The following is an 18,474-nucleotide window of genomic DNA, read 5'->3' on the forward strand; positions in this document are numbered from 1 at the left end:
GCGATCGTAAATGTAAGGGCGTACATCTGTACGCCCCTAGTATCTTTATCAGATATTTCGTCAAATGAGATTAACTCAAGAAATTTGGAGTGCCCTTATCACCATTCCTACCAACAGCAGGAATTTCTAGTAGGCTATCTGTAGCTTTACCAGTGCCGTCATTAACAACGTAGTTAGAATTACCCGGATGTCCATTGGGGACAAACAGTTGTGGATGGTCAAAGGGCGCTTTCTGATACCGGACTCGTTCATCCGTTAGCCCTTTTAAAAAGGCGACCAATTCTTGTTTTTCTGCTGATGACAGACCTAACGGGGGGAGAGCGCCAAAATCACCACCTCGATTGTAAAAATCAATTACTTGCTCTAGAGTCGCTTGACCTCCATTGTGGAAGTAGGGAGCAGTAAGTTCCACATCACGAAGTCCAGGTGCTTTGAAGGCTCCGTTTGCAACCACAGCTTCAGTGGAATTCAAAGGTGGAGTAAGGATAGGGGGGTTTTCACCAAGGAGATCCTTAAATTTACCCAGTTGAGCCAATCGTGCTTCTGAAAGCGGATTACCTTGACCGTTAATCTGCAAACCGTCATTAGCACCCAAACCTGGGTCGTCTGTGGCCGGTCTGACACCGATATTAAAGAAGCCAGTATCTTCAGGAGATTTTAGTCCGAATGGCACACGCTTGATTCGTCCGTTTTGAGTCACGCTGCTCACTGAAGCAGATGTTAATTCTAATCCACTGTGGCAACCAATACACAAAGCTTTGCCCTCAAACAGTCCTTTACCTCGTTGCTGCTGCGCGGTTAGGGCACGGCGGTTTCCTTCCAAGAAGCGATCGTAAGGCGTATCGTCGGAAATGAGTGTAGACTCGTACAACTGAACTGCAAGCCCAAAGAATAGTGAGAAGTTATACTCTAACACTGAGTACTCATCAGTTTGGGAAGAGTTATCAGGCTTCTTGACAAAAGTCCGTACACCTTCAGCATCAATTTGGATGAGTTGATTAGACTTCCACCACTCAGACTTGAAGGCATCTTTAATCATTTGCTCGTAGGTTCTATCTTTGAGTCCAGGTTTGGGCGACCTACTATCTCTACCTAAAACGCTGTCTTGTGGATGTACAACCTGTTTACCTAGCGGTCTGAGGGAAAATAACTTTTTCGCAAGTTTTCGGGGGAGTTTTTTACCCCTACCAACGCCAAGAGATTTTCTGTCAATTCGCCCGAACTTATCACCAATTTCTTGAAATGTGCGGCCATTAGCCGACAACTCAAAGGAACTGAGTGGCGGTGCTAGTGCTTGGGATGCCAAAGACGAATTATTTAGGCTGATTTTCACAAATTTGGGATTATTTGGGGTTTCTGCCTTAACGACAGCAGCGTTAGGATCTCTTAAACCGAAGGGATTCACCCCGTTAAAAATGTTTTGTGCTTTTCCATCCCAGAAGTTGCGGAAGTTGAATACTGCATTAATTACGGTTGGCGTATTACGCGGTTGGACGCGCCGCACATTGATGCCTCCCACGTTAAAAACTTCATCTGGCTCGTTTTTTACTTGGTCTTCTGCACTACCGGGTTTGACATCAACAAACTTAGTATTGAAGGCACCTTGAGAAGAACTGACATCGTTATTGTCAGATACAACAGTCGCAGGATTGTCTGGATCTGACAGCTTGTGGAAGGGAAAATCTTCTTTTCTTAGCTGGTAGTTTGGTAATCCGCCTACATTAAAAATTTTATCTGGATTCTCTGTACCATCAGCGTTAATTCGCAAAAGACCAGGAGCGATTTGATTTTTGGATCGATTATCGGCTCCAGCATGGAAGTGACAACTAGCACAAGAGGACTGTCCGTCGCTCCCAACCTGCATATCCCAGAAAAGAGCTTTTCCTAACTTGATTGCGGCTACTTTGTCTTTTACAAAGTCTCCAAGATTATCAGGCTCTGGAACCGATATACTCTTAAGCGAAGCTGGAGGCAACCCCGTAACCTTTGCTGACACACTATTTCCAGCTATTACTGCTACCAAAATAATGGCAGCAATTGTTATAGTTCTGGAAAATCTTGATCTCAAATAGTTAAGCTTGCCATATCTGAATCTCCACTCTTGCCGCTTTATTTTTGACACCAAAGATTTGAGCAAAAATCGACCTCTTGAGGTCAGCAGCAAGTAACTTGATAAAGCACTAGTCAAGACTACTAAGCTGATTATGGGTATAATCCCCATAGTTGTTTTATAGAATAACATTGTGATTGAGTATACATTTATAAAGAAGTCTTAAATTTAATATTCATGTAAAATAAACACGCTATTTACGAATTTTACGTGAACAAAGAAAAAGTATCCTCTATTGGCTACAAATAATCAATTTAGCCGAGTAAATGGATTATCTTATATTGAATTTGCATTAAATAGGCTATTAATATATCTTCTCAACAAGAGTTTGATAAAATATTAGATATACAAATTAGATGTGTTTTAAATTATTATCAGCCCTACTTTGAGTAGGATATTTCAATGTCACTACATCAAAGTTCCGGTCGGTGGCGCTTAGGACTAGCGTTATCGCTATTGACGGTCTTATTATGGGGAATTTTACCTATTGCTCTGGCGATAACTCTACAAGTACTTGATGTCTATACAGTTATTTGGTTTCGCTTGTTGGTATCATTTCTGCTGCTTGCTGTGTATGTAGGAATACGCGGTAAATTACCAAAGTTAGAACAATTGCGTTCTGCATCTTGGAAGTTATTAGCGATCGCTACACTTTTTTTAGGGATTAATTACTTTTTGTTCATGCAAGGTTTAGCACTAACATCACCTGCTAACGCTGAAGTTCTCATTCAATTATCTACCCTTTTATTAGGTTTCGGAGGGTTAGTGATTTTTAAAGAACGTTTATCGGCTGTCTCAATGGATTGGTGTAAGTGTAATGATTTGCGGTTATGTTTTATTTTTTCGGGAACAAGTAACAAATTTAATTACAGCGCCATGGCACATATATACTAGGTAGTGTCTTGATTGCGTTAGGAGCAAACTGCATGGGCTATTTATGCTTTGGCACAAAACAGTTATTACAATCTTTATCTTCCCCTAGCATTATGCTGGTTATTTACGGGGGATGTGCTTTATTATTCACTCCTTTAGCCAAAATACAATCACTTTTTATACTTACTAGTTTTCATTTAGGAGTGTTGGTTTTTTGTGCTTTGAATACTTTAATCGCTTACGGGCGCTTTTGCTGAATCGTTAGAACATTGGGAAGCATCACGAGTGAGTGCGGTAATAGCTTTAGCTCCTATTGTGACATTAATATTAGTTGCAGTTTTATCAGTAATTGCACCTTCTTGGACACCACCAGAACACTTCACTTCTATAGCAATATTAGGAGCCGGTTTAGTAGTCACAGGTTCAGTAGCGATCGCCTTGGGAAAAGCTAATTAACAAAAATAAATTTCCGGACTTTTACGGAATTTTCTATCTACTAAATTTGTCCTCTCTTCAAAGCTACAACATAAACACTGAGGCAGAGTATTTTTTATTTGTTATGATTTAATAGTGAAGGCAAACTACTGAAGTTAACCGGATACTTTACGCATCTGTGTAACTCTGTAGTCTTTGATTATTGACTTTATAGCCGAAAAATTCTTGAAAAAGAATTCAAAAATCAGAATTCAGGAGTCAGAATAAATTATTAGGGCATTGGGAATCACTACTTTTTTTGACTACTAAATCTCAGATTTGGTAGACATTTTAAACCCATTTATACCCATTATTTTAAGCAACCTACATTCGCAAGTCATACATAATTCGTCCTGAATTGTAACTCCTCACTCCTAAATTCTGTTTTGATAAAATTGAGGCTAATAACTTTAAGTAAACCAAGCAGGGTGTCCGAATAACTACCAAAGCCAACACCTGAGAAAACCAGACCACCGAAACCGTTGAGCGATGAATAGTTTGTTTGGTAATTGGGCCAGCACCCTCAGAAAAAATTCCTTATTGCTGGTTCTTTCAATGGTGCTGCCAACATTTGGAATTAGTAATTCTGTCTTGGCAGCAGAGCGGATTTATGCATCTTATTCAGCTTTGGAGTTTTCCATTTCAGTAGCCACTTTAGAAAACTACGCCAAAACAGGTGTAATTAACGAAGACTTGGCAGCTTATCAGCAATATCTGCCTCTACAACAGCTTCAAGAATTGCGGCAGATTTTACTTAAACCGTGTGAAAGTTAGTCCGGTAGTAGTTTCGCAACTTCTCTACACACCGCAAGGAGAATTTTTGCTAGCATCGGTTGGCGCAAGTGATTCAAACCAATCAGCCAGAACCAGGATTTTGGTGCTTTGCGTTCGTGCACTAATTTCAGCCTCTGCTGAATCGGGAGGTCTTGTACACTTTTGAATGTGTTGCGTAAGTACCCCACCAGCAGCATTCGCCTTGATGTCGCAGAGACTTTAGAAATAGCTACGGAATTGGAGAAACTTGTTAACCAAACCCATCGGGCGATCGCAGCAGTTTCCCAACAGTCTAAAATAGAAGCTGCTACCATTTCCCAAACAAATTTCTCACAATTGCCCAATTTGCAGGTTCCGGGAAAATTTAAGTCGCAAAAATACACCCTAAAACTTTTCGACTCAAAGCGCAATCGGCTTTTATTGACTGATGTTTACATTCCCAATGTCCAGAATGCTGCACCCGTAATTGTGATTTCTCACGGTTTGGGTTTAGATAGCAGCAACTTTCAATATTTAGCCACGCACCTATCTTCTTACGGATTTGCCGTTGTCGTTCCCAATCATCCTGGTAGCGATGCGAAACAATTGCGTTCTCTACTAAATAGACAGGCGATTGAAGTAGCAGAACCAAGTGAATTTCAAGACCGGCCTTTAGATGTAACATATATATTGAATCAATTGGAAAAAGGTAATCAATCTGATTCACGTTTTAAAGGTCGGTTAAATCTGCAAAAAGTCGGAGTATTTGGTCAATCTTTGGGAGGCTACACAGCCTTGGCCTTAGCAGGCGCTAAAATCAACTTTCAACAGCTAAAACAAGACTGTCAACCAGCAGCACTGCAAAAAAGCTGGAATATGTCTTTACTGCTCCAGTGTCGCGCTTTAGAATTGAGCATCAGCAAGTCTGGAAAAGATTAGTAACCTGCGGGATGAGAGAGTGAAAGCTGCGATCGCAGTTAATCCCATTACTAGTTCGATTTTCGGCAAAGCTGGCTTAAGTCAAATCAAAACTCCAGTGATGATTGTCAGTAGTAGTGATGATACGTTGCACCAGCTTTATCCGAGCAAATTTTACCTTTTTCCTGGTTGGCGAATTCGCAAAAATATCTCGTCATGCTTGTAGGTGGCACACACTTTTCCACCATTGGCAACGGCAACCCTGCAAATCAACAAGTAGCATTACCTGCTGATATGATTGGCGATGCTTCTCAAGCGCGTCGTTTATATGAATGTTTTGAGTTTACCTTTCTTCCAAACATACATTGTAGGAAAGCCGCAATACACCCCCTATCTGAACGCCACCTACACTCAAAGTATTTCTAGTAAGTCTCTTGGATTGAGTCTCGTCAAATCATTAAATACAACTGAATTGGCACAATTGCTGGATATTAAAGGAGGCAAACTCGCAAAAAAAAACTCCCCAACACCATAGTTTAGCTTCGGATTTTGGATGTTGGATATTGGTGTTGCATTGCTGCATGTGATGATTTTTATTTGAACGAAGTGAGTGAAAAGAATGTAGAGACGTAGCACTACTACGTCTCTACAAGGGTTCTGGATAACGCATATTTAATTTTTTAATATGTCTACAGGATTTCTAAAAAATAAATTATCCAAATGAACTAACCACAGAGGCACAGAGGACACAGAGAGAGGAAAAATAGAAAGGGTTTTTGCATCAGTTTTGGGATGTTTTTTATCAAACAGAATTCAGGAGTCAGGAGTCAGAATTCAGAATGAATTCTGTGCGAGTGGCGGATAGCGGAGCGTTAGCGAGTTATTTTCGAGTCGCGTCTTGATTCTGACTCCTGAATTCTGACTTCTGAATTCTTCTTCAATGGAAGTCCCTAATGAAATTTAGTCTTGATTCCTCACTACTTTTGAGGCCAGCGCCAATTGTAGCGATTCCATTCGTAGATGCCTTGAATTTCGTACTCAGCACCGTTGAAGAAGCGGACGACGCAATTCGTAGAAGAATCGTTGCGTAGGCGTAGCCCATCGTAGACATCGCTAATTTCCTCGACCTTAATCACCATACAGGGAAACCATTCACGCTTACAAGGCCCATCCTCTTGTACCCATTCCCATAATGCATTAGAAACTTCAATGCGATCGCCTACTCTCAGCTTTAGTGCATCCTCAAAATAAGAATATTTATCAAATGATATGACTCAACACGATTCAGCCACTGTAAACCATAGCGTTGCCGAATAAATTGTACTGTTCCAGAGTCGTTTCCTAGTAACCAGTCGTTGAGTAATTGCACTTTCCAAGTGCGGTTACGTTGTTCTTCATCCTTAACAAATTGTAAAAATGCTTCTAACTCCTCTGAGGTAAGTTCATCTAAAGGGTTAGCAATATTTGACATCCCAAAGGTAGAATTTCCCTGAATTTGTTCCATCACTTGCAGTAATATCTGTTTCTGCGTGTCAGTGAGAGGACAGCTTGCTGCCATCACAATCATTAAGGCTGCGAACATAGCTACTTCAATCTCATCTGGAGTCATAAGATAATCGCAATTAAGGGTTTATTTCCCTAATTATTGCAAATGTTAAATTAAAGTCTCCAATCCCCCTGTAGGTAAATATAAACATGAAGGAAGTAGAGAATACGGATTAGTCCTATGTTGTAGCTGAGGTTATAAGTTAAATAATTATTAGATGTCACGGGGTCTTTTATGCAGTTGCGCTCACTCACGGCCACTTATTTCCTTGCTATTTATCACCTTTTTATCGTGGCGCGTCGCTCCCCAGTATAAGCCCTGACACCAGATTAAACATTTGATGTATTTATAAAATGTCCACCAGAACTAGCACAAGGGGCTGTTATCAGTAGTGGAAGTGCGGCAGCCAGTTGCTTTCTTGTCATGGCAAAGCAGAAAATGGCACTATAAAACAGTCTATGACGCAGATATTTTGGCCGCATCTATGATGCCATAATGACTCGGTAATGCAAAACCGCACTCGCTTAGGCTCTATTAGCGAGGTTGCCACCAGGCATTAGCGATTTTGAATTGAGGATTTCTGTACCTTCTAATCAGCCTACTCCGTTGAAGCTAAAGCAATTCAAGGCTGCCGGTTTTAGCGGTCAAGTGCGTAAGTAATTCTTAATTCGTAGTACTCGCCAAAGGTGAGAAACAGGCTAGGTAATTAACGTAAGTTGCTAGTTAGTGTCGCATAATGGTATTTTTTGATAACTAGCAACTTGGGTTAATTAGTAATTCGTAAAAAATCGTAGAAACGCTTGTATACTTAACGTCTCTATACAATTCTTTACCAAGGTAGTAATCAAAATCTTTCTTTCTATAAGGGCAGACTAGCTGGAATGGCACTCAGAAGCCCACTAACTAGATTAAGTGCCAAGAAAGCTAAGATCGGCGAAAAATCCATACCGCCCAATGGGGGAATAATTGAACGAAATAGATTCAGATAAGGATCGGTTATCTGGGCTAAAGCGGCAAATGGCTGGTTATACCAGTTGATTGTCGGGAACCAGGTTAATAAAACCCGGATAATTAGCAAATAGCTATAAAAGCTGACAAAGGTGATTAGTGTCGTAATCAGTAAACTCATGGATAGCTTTGTTTCCTACTAAGTGTCAAACGCGTCTTATCTTTATTTTAATTAGTCCAAAGTCAAAAGTGTTTGCGGATTCCGATTTACCACACTTGACACTTTCACCACGCCTGAACAAACTTCAGGAGTCTTGTGAGGGAGCGGTCATTGCTTGCTTGTGAACGCTATTAACATTTCTAGTTGATTTCGCACTTCATCAATTGTGGCATTTAGCTGGGCAATTTTATCTTCTAGCGATCGCCGGGCCGTTTCTATGCCGTTGCTCTCACTTTCTGAGGCTTTCATCTGACGGCGCTTTGCTGCTATTTTTTTAGCTTCAGCTTGGCTATCTGTCAGTTCTATCTCGTCTTCTGCTAGCAATTGGGGATCGCGTCGAGAAACAATCAGTGCCCCTATGACACCGCCAAATACGCCACCAACAAATGCCCCTGCTATAAAACCACTGCCAAAACCATCTCGCTGACTCATATCTTTACCACCTTCAACAAACCTTGCAACTTTTACAGTAAGTAGTACAGTAGTTATGCGATTGCCATGCGCCTAGCTGCATACTAGCTTAAGTCCCAAGATGCGATCGCTGCGAGCTCCCAATCCGGTAATCAATATACCTCCTTGATGTTCAGTATTTTCATCACATCTATAGTAGCACTTGTGTAACTTAGTACAACATGATAAGCGTCACTCAGTTTTTTGCAATGCTGTTTGGCGTCTGGAGCCGTACTACACACACATCCTTCGTCACGTCTGGATCAGCACTCCCCGTCTGTGCTCACTTCTGCATTGCCTGCCATAGATGACCCTCCTGTTGCTAACATGGATCGCGTACTTAACACTCGTGTTTGGGCGACTGGTCACACTTTGTGGTTACTAGGACTTGTCAGATAACAATGCAGGTGTAGTGTCTCTTCGTACTCGACGCCATAGCCAAGGTGGTAAATCGTATGCTAACAGGTGCAGTAACGTCTGCGCTCCCTCAAGTAATCCTAATCCAGCCCGCAGTATTGGTACTACTGCCACAGGCACTTGCGGATCAATCACCGTTGCTGGACAAGTATCTAAAGGACTTTGCACCACTATTTCTTGGGTCGGCAACCAGTCTCGTGCAGCTTCATAAGTCAGCCATCTTCCCAACTCAGTCATGGCACTACGGAATAATACTGAAGGTGTGCCAGCATCACGGGCAACTGCCAGCCAGTGTTTGATTAGGGGATGGGGTGGAACGTAAACGCGCAATTGTAGCGTCATAGCCAGAAATAGGCGCCTTTTTATTGTACAAGAACTGAAACACCATAATACTCTTTCCTGTATCCGGCTGATAGCTAAAAAATTAGTAGTCTCAAATTTATTGATAAAGTTTTTCATTAATAGTTGACATTAATTCTCAATCAAGGCTATATTCTTATAAAGTGTTCTCCTCTCTTTTAAGGATCGGCAGACGGGATTAGCCAGCAGTAGCAGGCTCGTCCCTCTTTTTTTTTGATTAATCATTAGTCATTGGTCATTTGTCATTAGTTAAATTAAATATTGACTCTAGACAAAGGGGAGCATCCCAAATCTGTAAAAACATATTTTGTCATTGCGAGCGTAATGAAATGAAGCGTTCGCGGAGCGTCTCGTTGGCGTAGCCTCTCGCAGAGAAGAGAAGCAATCGCAGCCGCTAGACTTTGCGATTGCTTCATTCCGCTTTGCTCCATTCGCAATGACTAGTTCTAATTTGGTAAATTTGCAAAATTGGGATGCTCCCAGATAAAGGACAAATACTTCTCTACGAGACGCTACGCTTTAGCGATACGCTCAGTACAAAGGACAAATGACAAATGACAATTGATGCGATCGTAATTGGGTCTGGGATTGGTGGATTAGTAACAGCGACCCAGTTAGCGGCGAAGGGAGCAAAAGTGTTGGTACTGGAACGTTATTTGATTCCAGGTGGTAGTGCTGGTTATTTTGAACGCCAAGGCTATCGATTTGATGTTGGGGCATCAATGATTTTTGGACTGGGACAAAACGGCACTACTAATTTACTCACACGCGCATTATCAGCTGTAAATGTCAGCCAAGAAGCGATCGCAGATCCGGTACAGATTCACTATCATTTACCCCAAGGTTTAGACCTGAAGGTTGACCGGGTTTATGAGAAATTTTTGCAAAATCTTATTGCTCATTTTCCCCATGAAGAACAGGGGATTCGTCGCTTTTATGACGAATGCCAAAAAGTATTCAAGTGCCTCAACAGCATGGATTTGTTGTCGCTGGAAGAACCTCGGTATCTACTGCGGGTATTTTTCCAGCATCCTTTGGCGTGTCTCGGTTTGGCTAAGTATCTGCCTCAAAATGCCGGGGATGTGGCACGGCGCTACATCAAAGACCCGCAATTAATGAAATTTATCGATATGGAATGTTATTGCTGGTCGGTAGTTCCATCAGATATGACACCAATGATTAATGCTGGGATGGTCTTTTCTGACAGACATTATGGCGGAGTTAACTATCCTAAAGGCGGAGTGGGACAAATTGCCCAAAAACTGGTGGAAGGTCTAGAGAAGGCTGGAGGTAAGATTCAGTATCAAGCTAGAGTAAGCAAAATTCTCACAGAACAGGGAAAAGCGGTAGGTGTGCAACTGGCTAATGGTAAAGTGTATCGGGGTAAACGCATAGTTTCTAATGCTACACGCTGGGATACATTTGAACGATTATTACCAGCAAGAGAAATGCCACATAATGAGAGGAAGTGGCAACAAAATTATCAAAAATCTCCCAGCTTCTTGAGTTTGCACATCGGCGTAAAGGAGTCAGTTTTACCTGCGGGGACAGAGTGCCACCATATTTTGCTAGAAGATTGGCAAAAGATGACAGCAGCAGAAGGTACAGTTTTTGTTTCGATTCCCACATTACTTGACCCAGATTTAGCACCAAGTGGGTATCACATTATTCATGCCTTCACGCCTCACTGGATTGATGATTGGCAAAAACTTTCTCCAAGTGAGTACGAAGCGAAGAAAGAAGAGGCGGCTTGGCGAATTATTGACCGCCTAGAGAAAATTTTTCCCGGTTTAGACGCCGCGTTGGATTATTTAGAAGTAGGGACACCGCGCACCCATCGCCGCTTTTTGGGTCGTGAAGATGGCACTTATGGGCCAATTCCTCGGCGTAAGTTGTGGGGGTTATTAAAGATGCCCTTTAATCGCACAGCTATTCCAGGACTTTATTGTGTAGGAGATAGTACCTTTCCTGGTCAAGGGTTGAATGCAGTCGCTTTTTCTGGGTTTGCTTGCGCCCACCGTATTGCCGTAGATTTAGGATTGTGATTATAGGAACAGCCGACGCAAAAAACCTAGTAAACGGATAGCCAAATCTATGTTTACCTGAGTTTTACGTGCAGTCTCGATTTCCTCTAATATTTTCTGCATCTGTGCCAGATTATTTTGATTTATGCCGATGATACTAACATTTATAATTGCTGCTCTTATCTTATTGAGAGTAAGTTGGCATTCGCTAACTCCTAACTTAAATTTTTTGATTTTTCCCAGTTTTTTTGATGTTGCGCGTTTAAAAGTTCAAATTGAAGCTGAGACAGAATATCTTGTAATTTTTCTTCTGTATTATTGAGGTGTTCTAAATCGATTTTATTGTCAGGAACTTCTTTAAGCTGAGAAATTATTTCTGCAAAAGTATCTAAAATTTTATCCGTGGCCATGATGTATATATTCTAATAACAGCTCATTTCAGCATTTCTTCCTTCTCTTCCTTTGCAGTCGTCAAAAAAATACCTTGGCAAAGAATTAAGTCTTAACTCAAGTAGATTTTTACATATTCACTTAAGTTGTTAACATTATCCATTCCTAGTTGCACCCTAAACATTATTGACATAAGTTAGAATTTGGTGGTTGTATCTGCCTATTTCTAAGAGATATTTCTTTCATGAATTCCCTCAGCACTTCATCTGTGTTAATTTCTCTTTCAATAGTGTTAATCCTTGCAAGCGTTGAATTGTAATCCTTACCAGTGAAACTTGTAGCTACCCCAAGAATCTGAGTAACCCTAGCAGCAATAACTTCAAAATTAAGATTAGGGTAATCATCAATAAGTTGTGAGAGTTTTCGTCCAGTGTCAGCTGCTGCCAAAAGCTTATAAATCGATTCATTCAAACTTTGTTGTTCCGAAAAGTTAACTTTTCGCCAATCATCTATTTGTTCAGCAACTTGACGCTTAATTTCTTGTGCTTCTGGTTGTGAGGATATATTTAATTTTCTATACTCTTCACTAAGATGTTTTAGTCTGGAACTGATGATTACCCGTTGCCAATCCATTGGTCTTGGTGGTCTTTCTTGAATTCTTTTGGCTAAAAGTAGCATTTTTACTGTTAGACATCTTGCTGGCTGGGCAGTTTTAGCAACTATCTTTTTACTTTCATAATCAATTATTTCCAGCTTGTTAAATACTTCAACGGCTGTATCATATTCTGCTTTTAAAGTGTCGAGTGTTTGATCAACATCTGATGACTGGGTATTTAGCTGGCTTTCTCCGGTGATAATTCTATTTACTTCTTTAATAGTTCCGAATTCAATACTGGCATCAGTTAGTAATTGATCAACAACTAAATCATCATCTATAGGTATATTATTCAGTTGATAAATTTCCTTTACCGATGCAATAGCAATCAGCTGCTTGATCGCGAAAATTCTCAGCAGTACTCGCAGGATTGCTCTCTTTTCAGGCGTACAACCGCTAATAGTGAAACTGATAGTACAGGCTAATATACAAAATTTCCATCTGGTGAATTTGTGAATAGGGGAAACTCTCATAGACATATTTACCTGTACCCAAACAAAGTTAATACTTATTTAGCAGAATTAAATCATCTGTATGGAAATAATTAAAAAGCCAAATGCGTCCTAATTAAATTATTTTCTTCTGTATGATGGAAGTTTAAAAGATACTACTTACTAACCATAGAGTATCACGCAATCCTCATACACTGGTTAAATTAAACACTTGTTGTAACAGATGCTTTTTCGTGTAAGCATATAATTTACAAAACTTTTTACAATTGTGCTTTAATGGCGGGCGGTTTTTGTTTTTCAAGAATCTTCCTTACACAGACAACGCGATCGCTGATGCTACTCACAGCTAAAGAAAACATTGTAAAATTTAGCTGGTTTCTACTTAGTTTCTTAAGTTTGCTCCTGTTTGGCTCCACTGTCAAAGCTAATGCTGCGATCGCTATAGTGTTTCTCGCTTACGTAAGGTACATCCGTAGGGGCACGGTATGTTCCCTACACCTTGCGATATTATTTTGTACCGCATCTGAATGGGAACCGCTATAAGCCCCTAGAGTAATTAGATAATTGTGATTTTACTTGCAGCTTTTAGTAGCGTTTTTCCTAGCTTCTTGAACATTCACACCCTTCGCCAAAGACTACACCCATTCGCCGATATGGATGAGCATTAGGTTTACCAAATAATCTAATATCTACTTCTTTTTCTGACAAAGCATCGGCTACACCACCAAAAGCAATAGAATCGGATTTTTCAGAAGCTAAAATTACCGCACTGGCTGATGATCCTAGCTGTTCTATATGAGGAATTGGCAAGCCTAAAATAGCTCTTAAATGTAATTCAAATTCATTTAAGTTTTGTGAGATTAATGTCACCATTCCCGTATCGTGAGGTCTGGGAGAAAGTTCCGAAAAAATCACTTCATCTTTGGTAATGAAAAATTCAACACCAAAAATTCCGGCTCCTCCTAAAGCATCGGTGACTTTTATAGCTATTTCTTGAGCTTTTAATATTTTATCTTCAGAAATTTCTGCGGGTTGCCACGACTCCTGATAATCGCCTCTCTCTTGACGATGACCAATAGGAGAACAGAAAATTGTCGGTGCATTCCACTGTTTAATTGTTAGTAAAGTTATTTCGATTTCAAAATTAATAAATTCCTCGACGATGACCTTTTGACTGTCTCCTCTAGAATTAGCGATCGCATAATTCCAAGCCCTCTCAACTTCACTCTTATCCTGCACTACAGACTGACCTTTACCAGAGGATGACATCACAGGTTTAACAACATTACTAAACCCAATTTCATCAGAAACTGCAATCAATTCATCTAGAGTTGTTGCATAACCATATTTAGCTGTTCTGATGCCCAATTCTTGATGTGCCAGTTCCCGAATTCTGTCGCGGTTCATTGTATAGTTAGTAGCAGCCGCAGTCGGTATAACTGTAATTCCTCGCTGCTCAAATTCGATTAGTTTTTCTGTTCTGATTGCTTCAATTTCTGGTATAATTACATTTGGCTGATGTTTTGTCACTACAGCTTCTAAATCATCAACACTGAGCATAGAAATAACTTCATAAGCATCAGCAACTTGCATAGCTGGAGCATTGGCGTAGCGATCAACGGCAATCACATAATTACCAAGACGTTGAGCAGCGATCGCAAATTCTTTGCCTAGTTCTCCTGAACCCAGCAACATCAATTTTTGGGGCAACTTAATACTCATTAACTTATCCAGTCAATTTCAATTTAATCATCTTATAATTTTTTGTGTTTTCATTACCATTTTTTCAAGAATTAAATCTAGCCTCGCGTAGTTGTAAATCTTGACGTTGCAGTTCATTTAGACCAGTACCTTCGCCAAGCTGACACTTATCAACTAGAGTCTCTACCCAAATAGTCTCGTTAAGAGTTGTGCCTCGTAAATCAGCATTTCTCAAGTCAGCTTTTGTAAAATTTGCAAATAATAAGTCTGCATTGACTAAACTACTATTTTGCAGATTTGCCCCTGATAAGTTTCCTCGGATGAAGTTTACACCATCTAAAATCAACCCAGATAAATCTGCTCCTATAAGATTAGGAAACTTTAGCTGACTTGGATATTGAAAAAATCGCATCATACAAATGATATTTGCTTCATTTAATCTTATTTTAGTTAAAAAATCATAACGAGCTATGCCCAATTGCTTAAGAATTTGTAGACGCTGTGAGGGACTTTGTTCTAAAAACTGAATAGCTGTGTAACGTAAGTCTTGATTAGGGATATTTAACATGATTTTTAGATTGTAGTGATAGTTTTGCTAATAAAACATAACAGATTATTTAGTCAAATAATAATCCAAGTTACTAATTACTTTACCATCGCTGCTGGGGTGCGGCTTATGATTAATTAACAGTTGATACCAATTTTTTATGAAACTGCATAGAATTCGATCCCCCCTAGCCCTTCTTAATAAGGGATGAACCGGAAAAACATTTATCAAAGTCCCCCTTTCTAAGGGGGATTTAGGGGGATCAAAATATGTGCAACCTCACATTAAATTGGTATGATCTAATCTTTTTATACAACTTTTTTTTAAGTCTGGTTTCCGAAATTGAAAGTGGCTTTATATAAAGCTACTTTGTGTAATGGGTATTACTTACACAACTTCATCAAAGCTTTAAATAATACTAATATTTATTTTTTGCTATTGGGAATACTAAAACTGTAAATCTCTATGTCTTCTCAGATAATCAGGTAAAAGCTGTATGGATTTTGAATCGATTATGAATATGCCTGCGATCGCGCAAGCTATTGCTTATGCTATTGAAGATGGTAGACAATGGGGACAATCTTTTGCCAACAATTTTTATTGGGTAGGTAATAGAGATAATATTGCCAACCTAATGATATTAGAGTCAACCGCTTGGTCAGTAGGCAACGGTATTTTCAGTGGATTCATAGGACTAGCTGGAATACCCACTGATATTACGATTACTTTATATTCCAATATAAAACTAGCATCAGCTCTTTTTGCTCTTTATGGCATTGATACAAGAAGCGAATCTGCACGAGTACCAGTTTTAGCTGCTGCGGCTGGAGTGAGTGTATCTGAACTGGCTAATCAATTAGGAACTCAAGTAGGATCACAAGCTATTCAAAAAACTTTAATGTCCATTCCTGGTAAAACTTTTGCTGAGATAAACAAAGCTTTGGGAATTAAGTTAATCTCCAAAGCAGGCGAAAAAACTTTAGTCAACGTAGCCACAATTATGCCTTTTATCGGGTCTGCGATCGGTGGTACGGTAAATGGAGTAATGATGAATGCTTGTGGACATTCAGTGATTGCCTTCATCAAGGTTTGGAACAGATCATAAGGTAATATAACGTAGCGATTATCTAAATTATCAAGTCTAGGCGATCGCTACCAGATAAAACTTTTCTACTTTTCGCCGTTCTCCTGCTGTTTTCGTTGCTCCTCAATGCGAGCAAAGATTTCATCGATAGTCGGATTTCCCAAGATTTGATCCCTGTCTCGTGTGTAATCTCCACTACCTATTTCAAATTGCTGTATAAATCGCGCCATGCCAGCATGCCCAAGGGTTTTAGTTAGCGCTTCTATTCCTAGTTGCCTAATCCCAGCTTGAGTAAGTTGAGTTACATCTAGCATTTTCATATTTGTAACTTTGGGCAGAACATTTGAACTTTCAACCTGCGAGATCCGCCTTTCTTTGATTCGGGCAACTATTTGCTCAATAGTAGGATTTCCTAATATTTCATCTTTATCTCGCGTGTAATCACCGCTTCCTAAATCGAATTGATGCATAAATAGCCCCATTCCTGCTGGGCCAAGAGCTAAACTCAGCGTATCTATGCCTAATTGCTGAATTTCAGTCTGAGTCAACTTACTCACATCGATCATTTGCAACCTCTCTGAGCCACTGAAGGGGGTTCTCTACTCTCACTTGTAGCAAGTCTTTGTGCCTTACAGCCAAACGTAACATTCTGTCATCAGTTGTGAGCAAAACATCGGCATTGCTAGCTTCTGCACAAGCAATATGCAATGCATCGTAATCTTTAAAGCCCATTTGGGCAAGTTCCCCACCACGAAACGCGATTTGTTGAGTTATGTTCACTTTACTTATTGCTAAAGCAGCCCAAATCTGCATCTGCCGTTTTCTTGCTCCTTCAGGAGTATTCCGAAGCTCATCATCAAAGGTTTCGTTTCCTTGCAGCCGCCAATCACCCATTTGAATAATAGCTAAAATGCGAAGCACTGCCTCGGCTTCTAAAAAAATCCGTTCTTGTGTCTGGTCATCAAAAGGGCGATTCAGACAACATACATCTAAATAAATTAAAAACTCCATCGGTACATTTTGCTAGGTATGATATTTAATCTGCAAGCATTTACCCAGTAATCACCAGCTATGACCCAAAACTACCGCATTACTCTACTTCCCGGCGATGGCATTGGCCCTGAAATTATGGCAGTGGCGGTAGACGTGCTGAAAGTCGTAGGGAAGCAATTTGATCTAAAGTTTGAATTCCAAGAAGCCCCCATCGGTGGTGCAGCAATTGATGCCACAGGCGAACCTCTACCATCTGCCACTCTAGATAGTTGCCGTAACAGTGATGCTGTCTTACTCGCTGCCATTGGTGGTTACAAGTGGGATTCCCTGCCATCCAATTCACGCCCAGAAGCAGGTTTGTTAGGGCTACGTGCAGGTTTGGGATTATTTGCCAATTTGCGCCCAGCGAAAATTTTACCCCAGCTAATCGACGCCTCGACTTTGAAACGCGAAGTTGTGGAAGGCGTGGATATTATGGTGGTGCGTGAACTCACTGGTGGGATTTACTTCGGTAAACCCAAAGGAATTTTTGCCACAGAAAGTGGTGAAAAACGTGGTGTAAATACAATGGTTTACACCGAATCGGAAATCGAACGCATTGGGCGGGTGGCGTTTGAAGCGGCACGTAAACGCGGTGGAAAACTTTGTTCGGTGGATAAAGCCAACGTATTAGAAGTATCTCAGCTGTGGCGCGATCGCATCACCCAACTTTCTGCGGAATATCCAGATATCGAACTCTCTCATTTATATGTAGATAATGCTGCTATGCAGTTAGTACGCGCTCCCAAGCAATTCGATACTATCGTCACAGGCAATTTGTTTGGTGATATTCTCTCTGATGCTGCTGCCATGCTCACAGGTAGTATTGGAATGTTACCCTCAGCTAGTTTGGGTGCTTCTGGGCCTGGTGTGTTTGAACCGGTTCATGGTTCCGCCCCAGATATTGCCGGACTTGATAAAGCTAACCCTCTCGCCCAGGTTTTGAGTGCGGCGATGATGTTGCGCTACGGTTTAGACCAACCAAAAGCAGCAGATAACATCGAACAAGCCGTATTGCAAGTTTTAGAACAAGGCGATCGCACCGGGGATATAATTTCTCCAGGAAAAAACCTTTTAGGTTGCCGCGCTATGGGCGATGCACTGATTTTAGCTCTTGAAAAAAAATAATTAAAATGCAACTTAGGCAATTTGGCAACCTTTGCTAGAAGTTTCGGGTAGACTAAAGGGAAATCTAGCAATCTAATAACAGTCGATAGTGTACGCATTACGACAAGGTCAAGCAAATTTTACAGCCCCAAAGAACCAATCGCCTTTGATTGATCCCGCCCTAATCAGAGCCGCCGGGCAGATATATTATATTCACTGTGAAGTACATCCCGAAATAGCTGGGAAATCTTCCGGTGTAGCAATTAATCGTGTGACTCATCGAGGTAAGGTTATTTTTACTAACCAACCAGTTCTTTTACCTCAAGAGTGTTTTGTGCCCTTAAGTCAAATTGAATCGCACATGTATTAGTCATTAGTCATTGGTCATTAGTCATTGGTCATTGGTCATTAGT

At 40.5% G+C, this 18,474-nt stretch carries 17 protein-coding genes and 5 pseudogenes; 11 read left to right on the top strand and 11 right to left on the bottom strand.

The annotated features are described in order from the left end of the window. Nucleotides 1-70 precede the first annotated feature (70 nt). Nucleotides 71-2,221 (bottom strand): cytochrome-c peroxidase, encoded by a 2,151-nt coding sequence (locus ANSO36C_RS26330; protein WP_251957075.1) that lies wholly within the window; start codon nucleotides 2,219-2,221, stop codon nucleotides 71-73. A gap of 291 nt (nucleotides 2,222-2,512) precedes the next feature. Between ANSO36C_RS26330 and ANSO36C_RS26335 the strand changes: the two are divergent. The 6 genes and pseudogenes from ANSO36C_RS26335 to ANSO36C_RS35120 all read left to right on the top strand — a co-directional run bounded on the left by ANSO36C_RS26335 (nucleotide 2,513) and on the right by ANSO36C_RS35120 (nucleotide 5,554). Next, a pseudogene (locus tag ANSO36C_RS26335) lies at nucleotides 2,513-3,439 on the top strand (DMT family transporter). A gap of 507 nt (nucleotides 3,440-3,946) precedes the next feature. Next, on the top strand, nucleotides 3,947-4,231 hold the full coding sequence (locus ANSO36C_RS35100; RefSeq protein WP_410174634.1) for an alpha/beta hydrolase: 285 nt from the start codon (nucleotides 3,947-3,949) through the stop codon (nucleotides 4,229-4,231). Beyond that, complete coding sequence (locus ANSO36C_RS35105; RefSeq protein ID WP_410174635.1) at nucleotides 4,221-4,397, top strand: alpha/beta hydrolase; 177 nt, start codon at nucleotides 4,221-4,223, stop codon at nucleotides 4,395-4,397. The genes ANSO36C_RS35100 and ANSO36C_RS35105 overlap by 11 nt, the downstream gene beginning before the upstream one ends. Before the next feature lie 2 nt (nucleotides 4,398-4,399). Then, nucleotides 4,400-5,149, top strand: a complete 750-nt coding sequence (locus ANSO36C_RS35110) for an alpha/beta hydrolase family protein (protein ID WP_410174636.1) — start codon at nucleotides 4,400-4,402, stop codon at nucleotides 5,147-5,149. Between the two features lie 19 nt (nucleotides 5,150-5,168). Next, nucleotides 5,169-5,354, top strand: a complete 186-nt coding sequence (locus tag ANSO36C_RS35115; RefSeq protein ID WP_410174637.1) for a hypothetical protein — start codon at nucleotides 5,169-5,171, stop codon at nucleotides 5,352-5,354. After that, the gene (locus ANSO36C_RS35120) at nucleotides 5,345-5,554 is read left to right on the top strand and encodes a hypothetical protein (protein ID WP_410174638.1); all 210 of its coding nucleotides are present in this window, start codon (nucleotides 5,345-5,347) and stop codon (nucleotides 5,552-5,554) included. Before ANSO36C_RS35115 ends, ANSO36C_RS35120 begins: the two co-directional genes overlap by 10 nt. A gap of 551 nt (nucleotides 5,555-6,105) precedes the next feature. Here ANSO36C_RS35120 and ANSO36C_RS26345 read toward each other — a convergent pair. Further along, nucleotides 6,106-6,737, bottom strand: a pseudogene (locus tag ANSO36C_RS26345) (hypothetical protein). Between the two features lie 273 nt (nucleotides 6,738-7,010). Here ANSO36C_RS26345 and ANSO36C_RS35125 point away from each other — a divergent pair. Beyond that, nucleotides 7,011-7,334: pseudogene (locus ANSO36C_RS35125) on the top strand (biotin carboxylase); the annotation flags it as partial. A 199-nt stretch (nucleotides 7,335-7,533) separates the two neighbouring features. On the opposite strand, the gene ANSO36C_RS26350 reads toward ANSO36C_RS35125, so the two are convergent. The 3 genes and pseudogenes from ANSO36C_RS26350 to upp all read right to left on the bottom strand — a co-directional run bounded on the left by ANSO36C_RS26350 (nucleotide 7,534) and on the right by upp (nucleotide 9,051). Continuing rightward, nucleotides 7,534-7,803, bottom strand: coding sequence for a YggT family protein (locus ANSO36C_RS26350; protein ID WP_194042243.1), 270 nt, complete (start codon nucleotides 7,801-7,803; stop codon nucleotides 7,534-7,536). A gap of 147 nt (nucleotides 7,804-7,950) precedes the next feature. After that, entirely contained in the window at nucleotides 7,951-8,274 is a 324-nt protein-coding gene (locus tag ANSO36C_RS26355) for a hypothetical protein (protein ID WP_323374517.1), read from the bottom strand. A 72-nt stretch (nucleotides 8,275-8,346) separates the two neighbouring features. Continuing rightward, a pseudogene (upp, locus tag ANSO36C_RS26360) lies at nucleotides 8,347-9,051 on the bottom strand (uracil phosphoribosyltransferase). A 572-nt stretch (nucleotides 9,052-9,623) separates the two neighbouring features. Here upp and crtH point away from each other — a divergent pair. Then, on the top strand, nucleotides 9,624-11,114 hold the full coding sequence (gene crtH / locus ANSO36C_RS26365; RefSeq protein WP_251957077.1) for a carotenoid isomerase: 1,491 nt from the start codon (nucleotides 9,624-9,626) through the stop codon (nucleotides 11,112-11,114). A 194-nt stretch (nucleotides 11,115-11,308) separates the two neighbouring features. Here crtH and ANSO36C_RS26370 read toward each other — a convergent pair whose 3' ends face one another. From ANSO36C_RS26370 to ANSO36C_RS26385, 4 genes and pseudogenes are all read right to left on the bottom strand, one after another. Then, nucleotides 11,309-11,503 carry a hypothetical protein gene (locus tag ANSO36C_RS26370; RefSeq protein WP_251957079.1) on the bottom strand — a complete coding sequence of 65 codons (195 nt, stop codon included), beginning with the start codon at nucleotides 11,501-11,503 and terminating at the stop codon, nucleotides 11,309-11,311. Between the two features lie 163 nt (nucleotides 11,504-11,666). After that, nucleotides 11,667-12,611 (bottom strand): hypothetical protein, encoded by a 945-nt coding sequence (locus ANSO36C_RS26375; RefSeq protein WP_251957081.1) that lies wholly within the window; start codon nucleotides 12,609-12,611, stop codon nucleotides 11,667-11,669. Nucleotides 12,612-13,146: 535 nt separating this feature from the next. After that, nucleotides 13,147-14,312: pseudogene (gene purT, locus ANSO36C_RS26380) on the bottom strand (formate-dependent phosphoribosylglycinamide formyltransferase). Between the two features lie 64 nt (nucleotides 14,313-14,376). Beyond that, entirely contained in the window at nucleotides 14,377-14,859 is a 483-nt protein-coding gene (locus ANSO36C_RS26385; protein WP_251957085.1) for a pentapeptide repeat-containing protein, read from the bottom strand. Between the two features lie 475 nt (nucleotides 14,860-15,334). Here ANSO36C_RS26385 and ANSO36C_RS26390 point away from each other — a divergent pair, with 475 nt between their 5' ends. Then, nucleotides 15,335-15,943: a hypothetical protein gene (locus ANSO36C_RS26390; RefSeq protein ID WP_251957087.1), complete on the top strand. Its 609-nt coding sequence runs from the start codon at nucleotides 15,335-15,337 to the stop codon at nucleotides 15,941-15,943. Nucleotides 15,944-16,008: 65 nt separating this feature from the next. Here ANSO36C_RS26390 and ANSO36C_RS26395 read toward each other — a convergent pair whose 3' ends face one another. Together ANSO36C_RS26395 and ANSO36C_RS26400 are read right to left on the bottom strand one after the other, a co-directional pair. Further along, entirely contained in the window at nucleotides 16,009-16,488 is a 480-nt protein-coding gene (locus ANSO36C_RS26395; RefSeq protein WP_251957089.1) for a hypothetical protein, read from the bottom strand. Then, nucleotides 16,472-16,933, bottom strand: a complete 462-nt coding sequence (locus tag ANSO36C_RS26400; protein ID WP_251957090.1) for a PIN domain-containing protein — start codon at nucleotides 16,931-16,933, stop codon at nucleotides 16,472-16,474. Before ANSO36C_RS26400 ends, ANSO36C_RS26395 begins: the two co-directional genes overlap by 17 nt. A gap of 60 nt (nucleotides 16,934-16,993) precedes the next feature. On the opposite strand from ANSO36C_RS26400, the gene leuB reads away from it, so the two are divergent. Both leuB and ANSO36C_RS26410 read left to right on the top strand, forming a co-directional pair. Continuing rightward, nucleotides 16,994-18,082 (top strand): 3-isopropylmalate dehydrogenase, encoded by a 1,089-nt coding sequence (gene leuB / locus ANSO36C_RS26405; RefSeq protein ID WP_251957091.1) that lies wholly within the window; start codon nucleotides 16,994-16,996, stop codon nucleotides 18,080-18,082. Nucleotides 18,083-18,170: 88 nt separating this feature from the next. Next, the gene (locus ANSO36C_RS26410) at nucleotides 18,171-18,431 is read left to right on the top strand and encodes a hypothetical protein (protein ID WP_251957092.1); all 261 of its coding nucleotides are present in this window, start codon (nucleotides 18,171-18,173) and stop codon (nucleotides 18,429-18,431) included. Nucleotides 18,432-18,474: the final 43 nt, after the last annotated feature.

This window comes from Nostoc cf. commune SO-36 (assembly GCF_023734775.1).
Classification (GTDB): Bacteria; Cyanobacteriota; Cyanobacteriia; order Cyanobacteriales; family Nostocaceae; genus Nostoc; species Nostoc commune_A.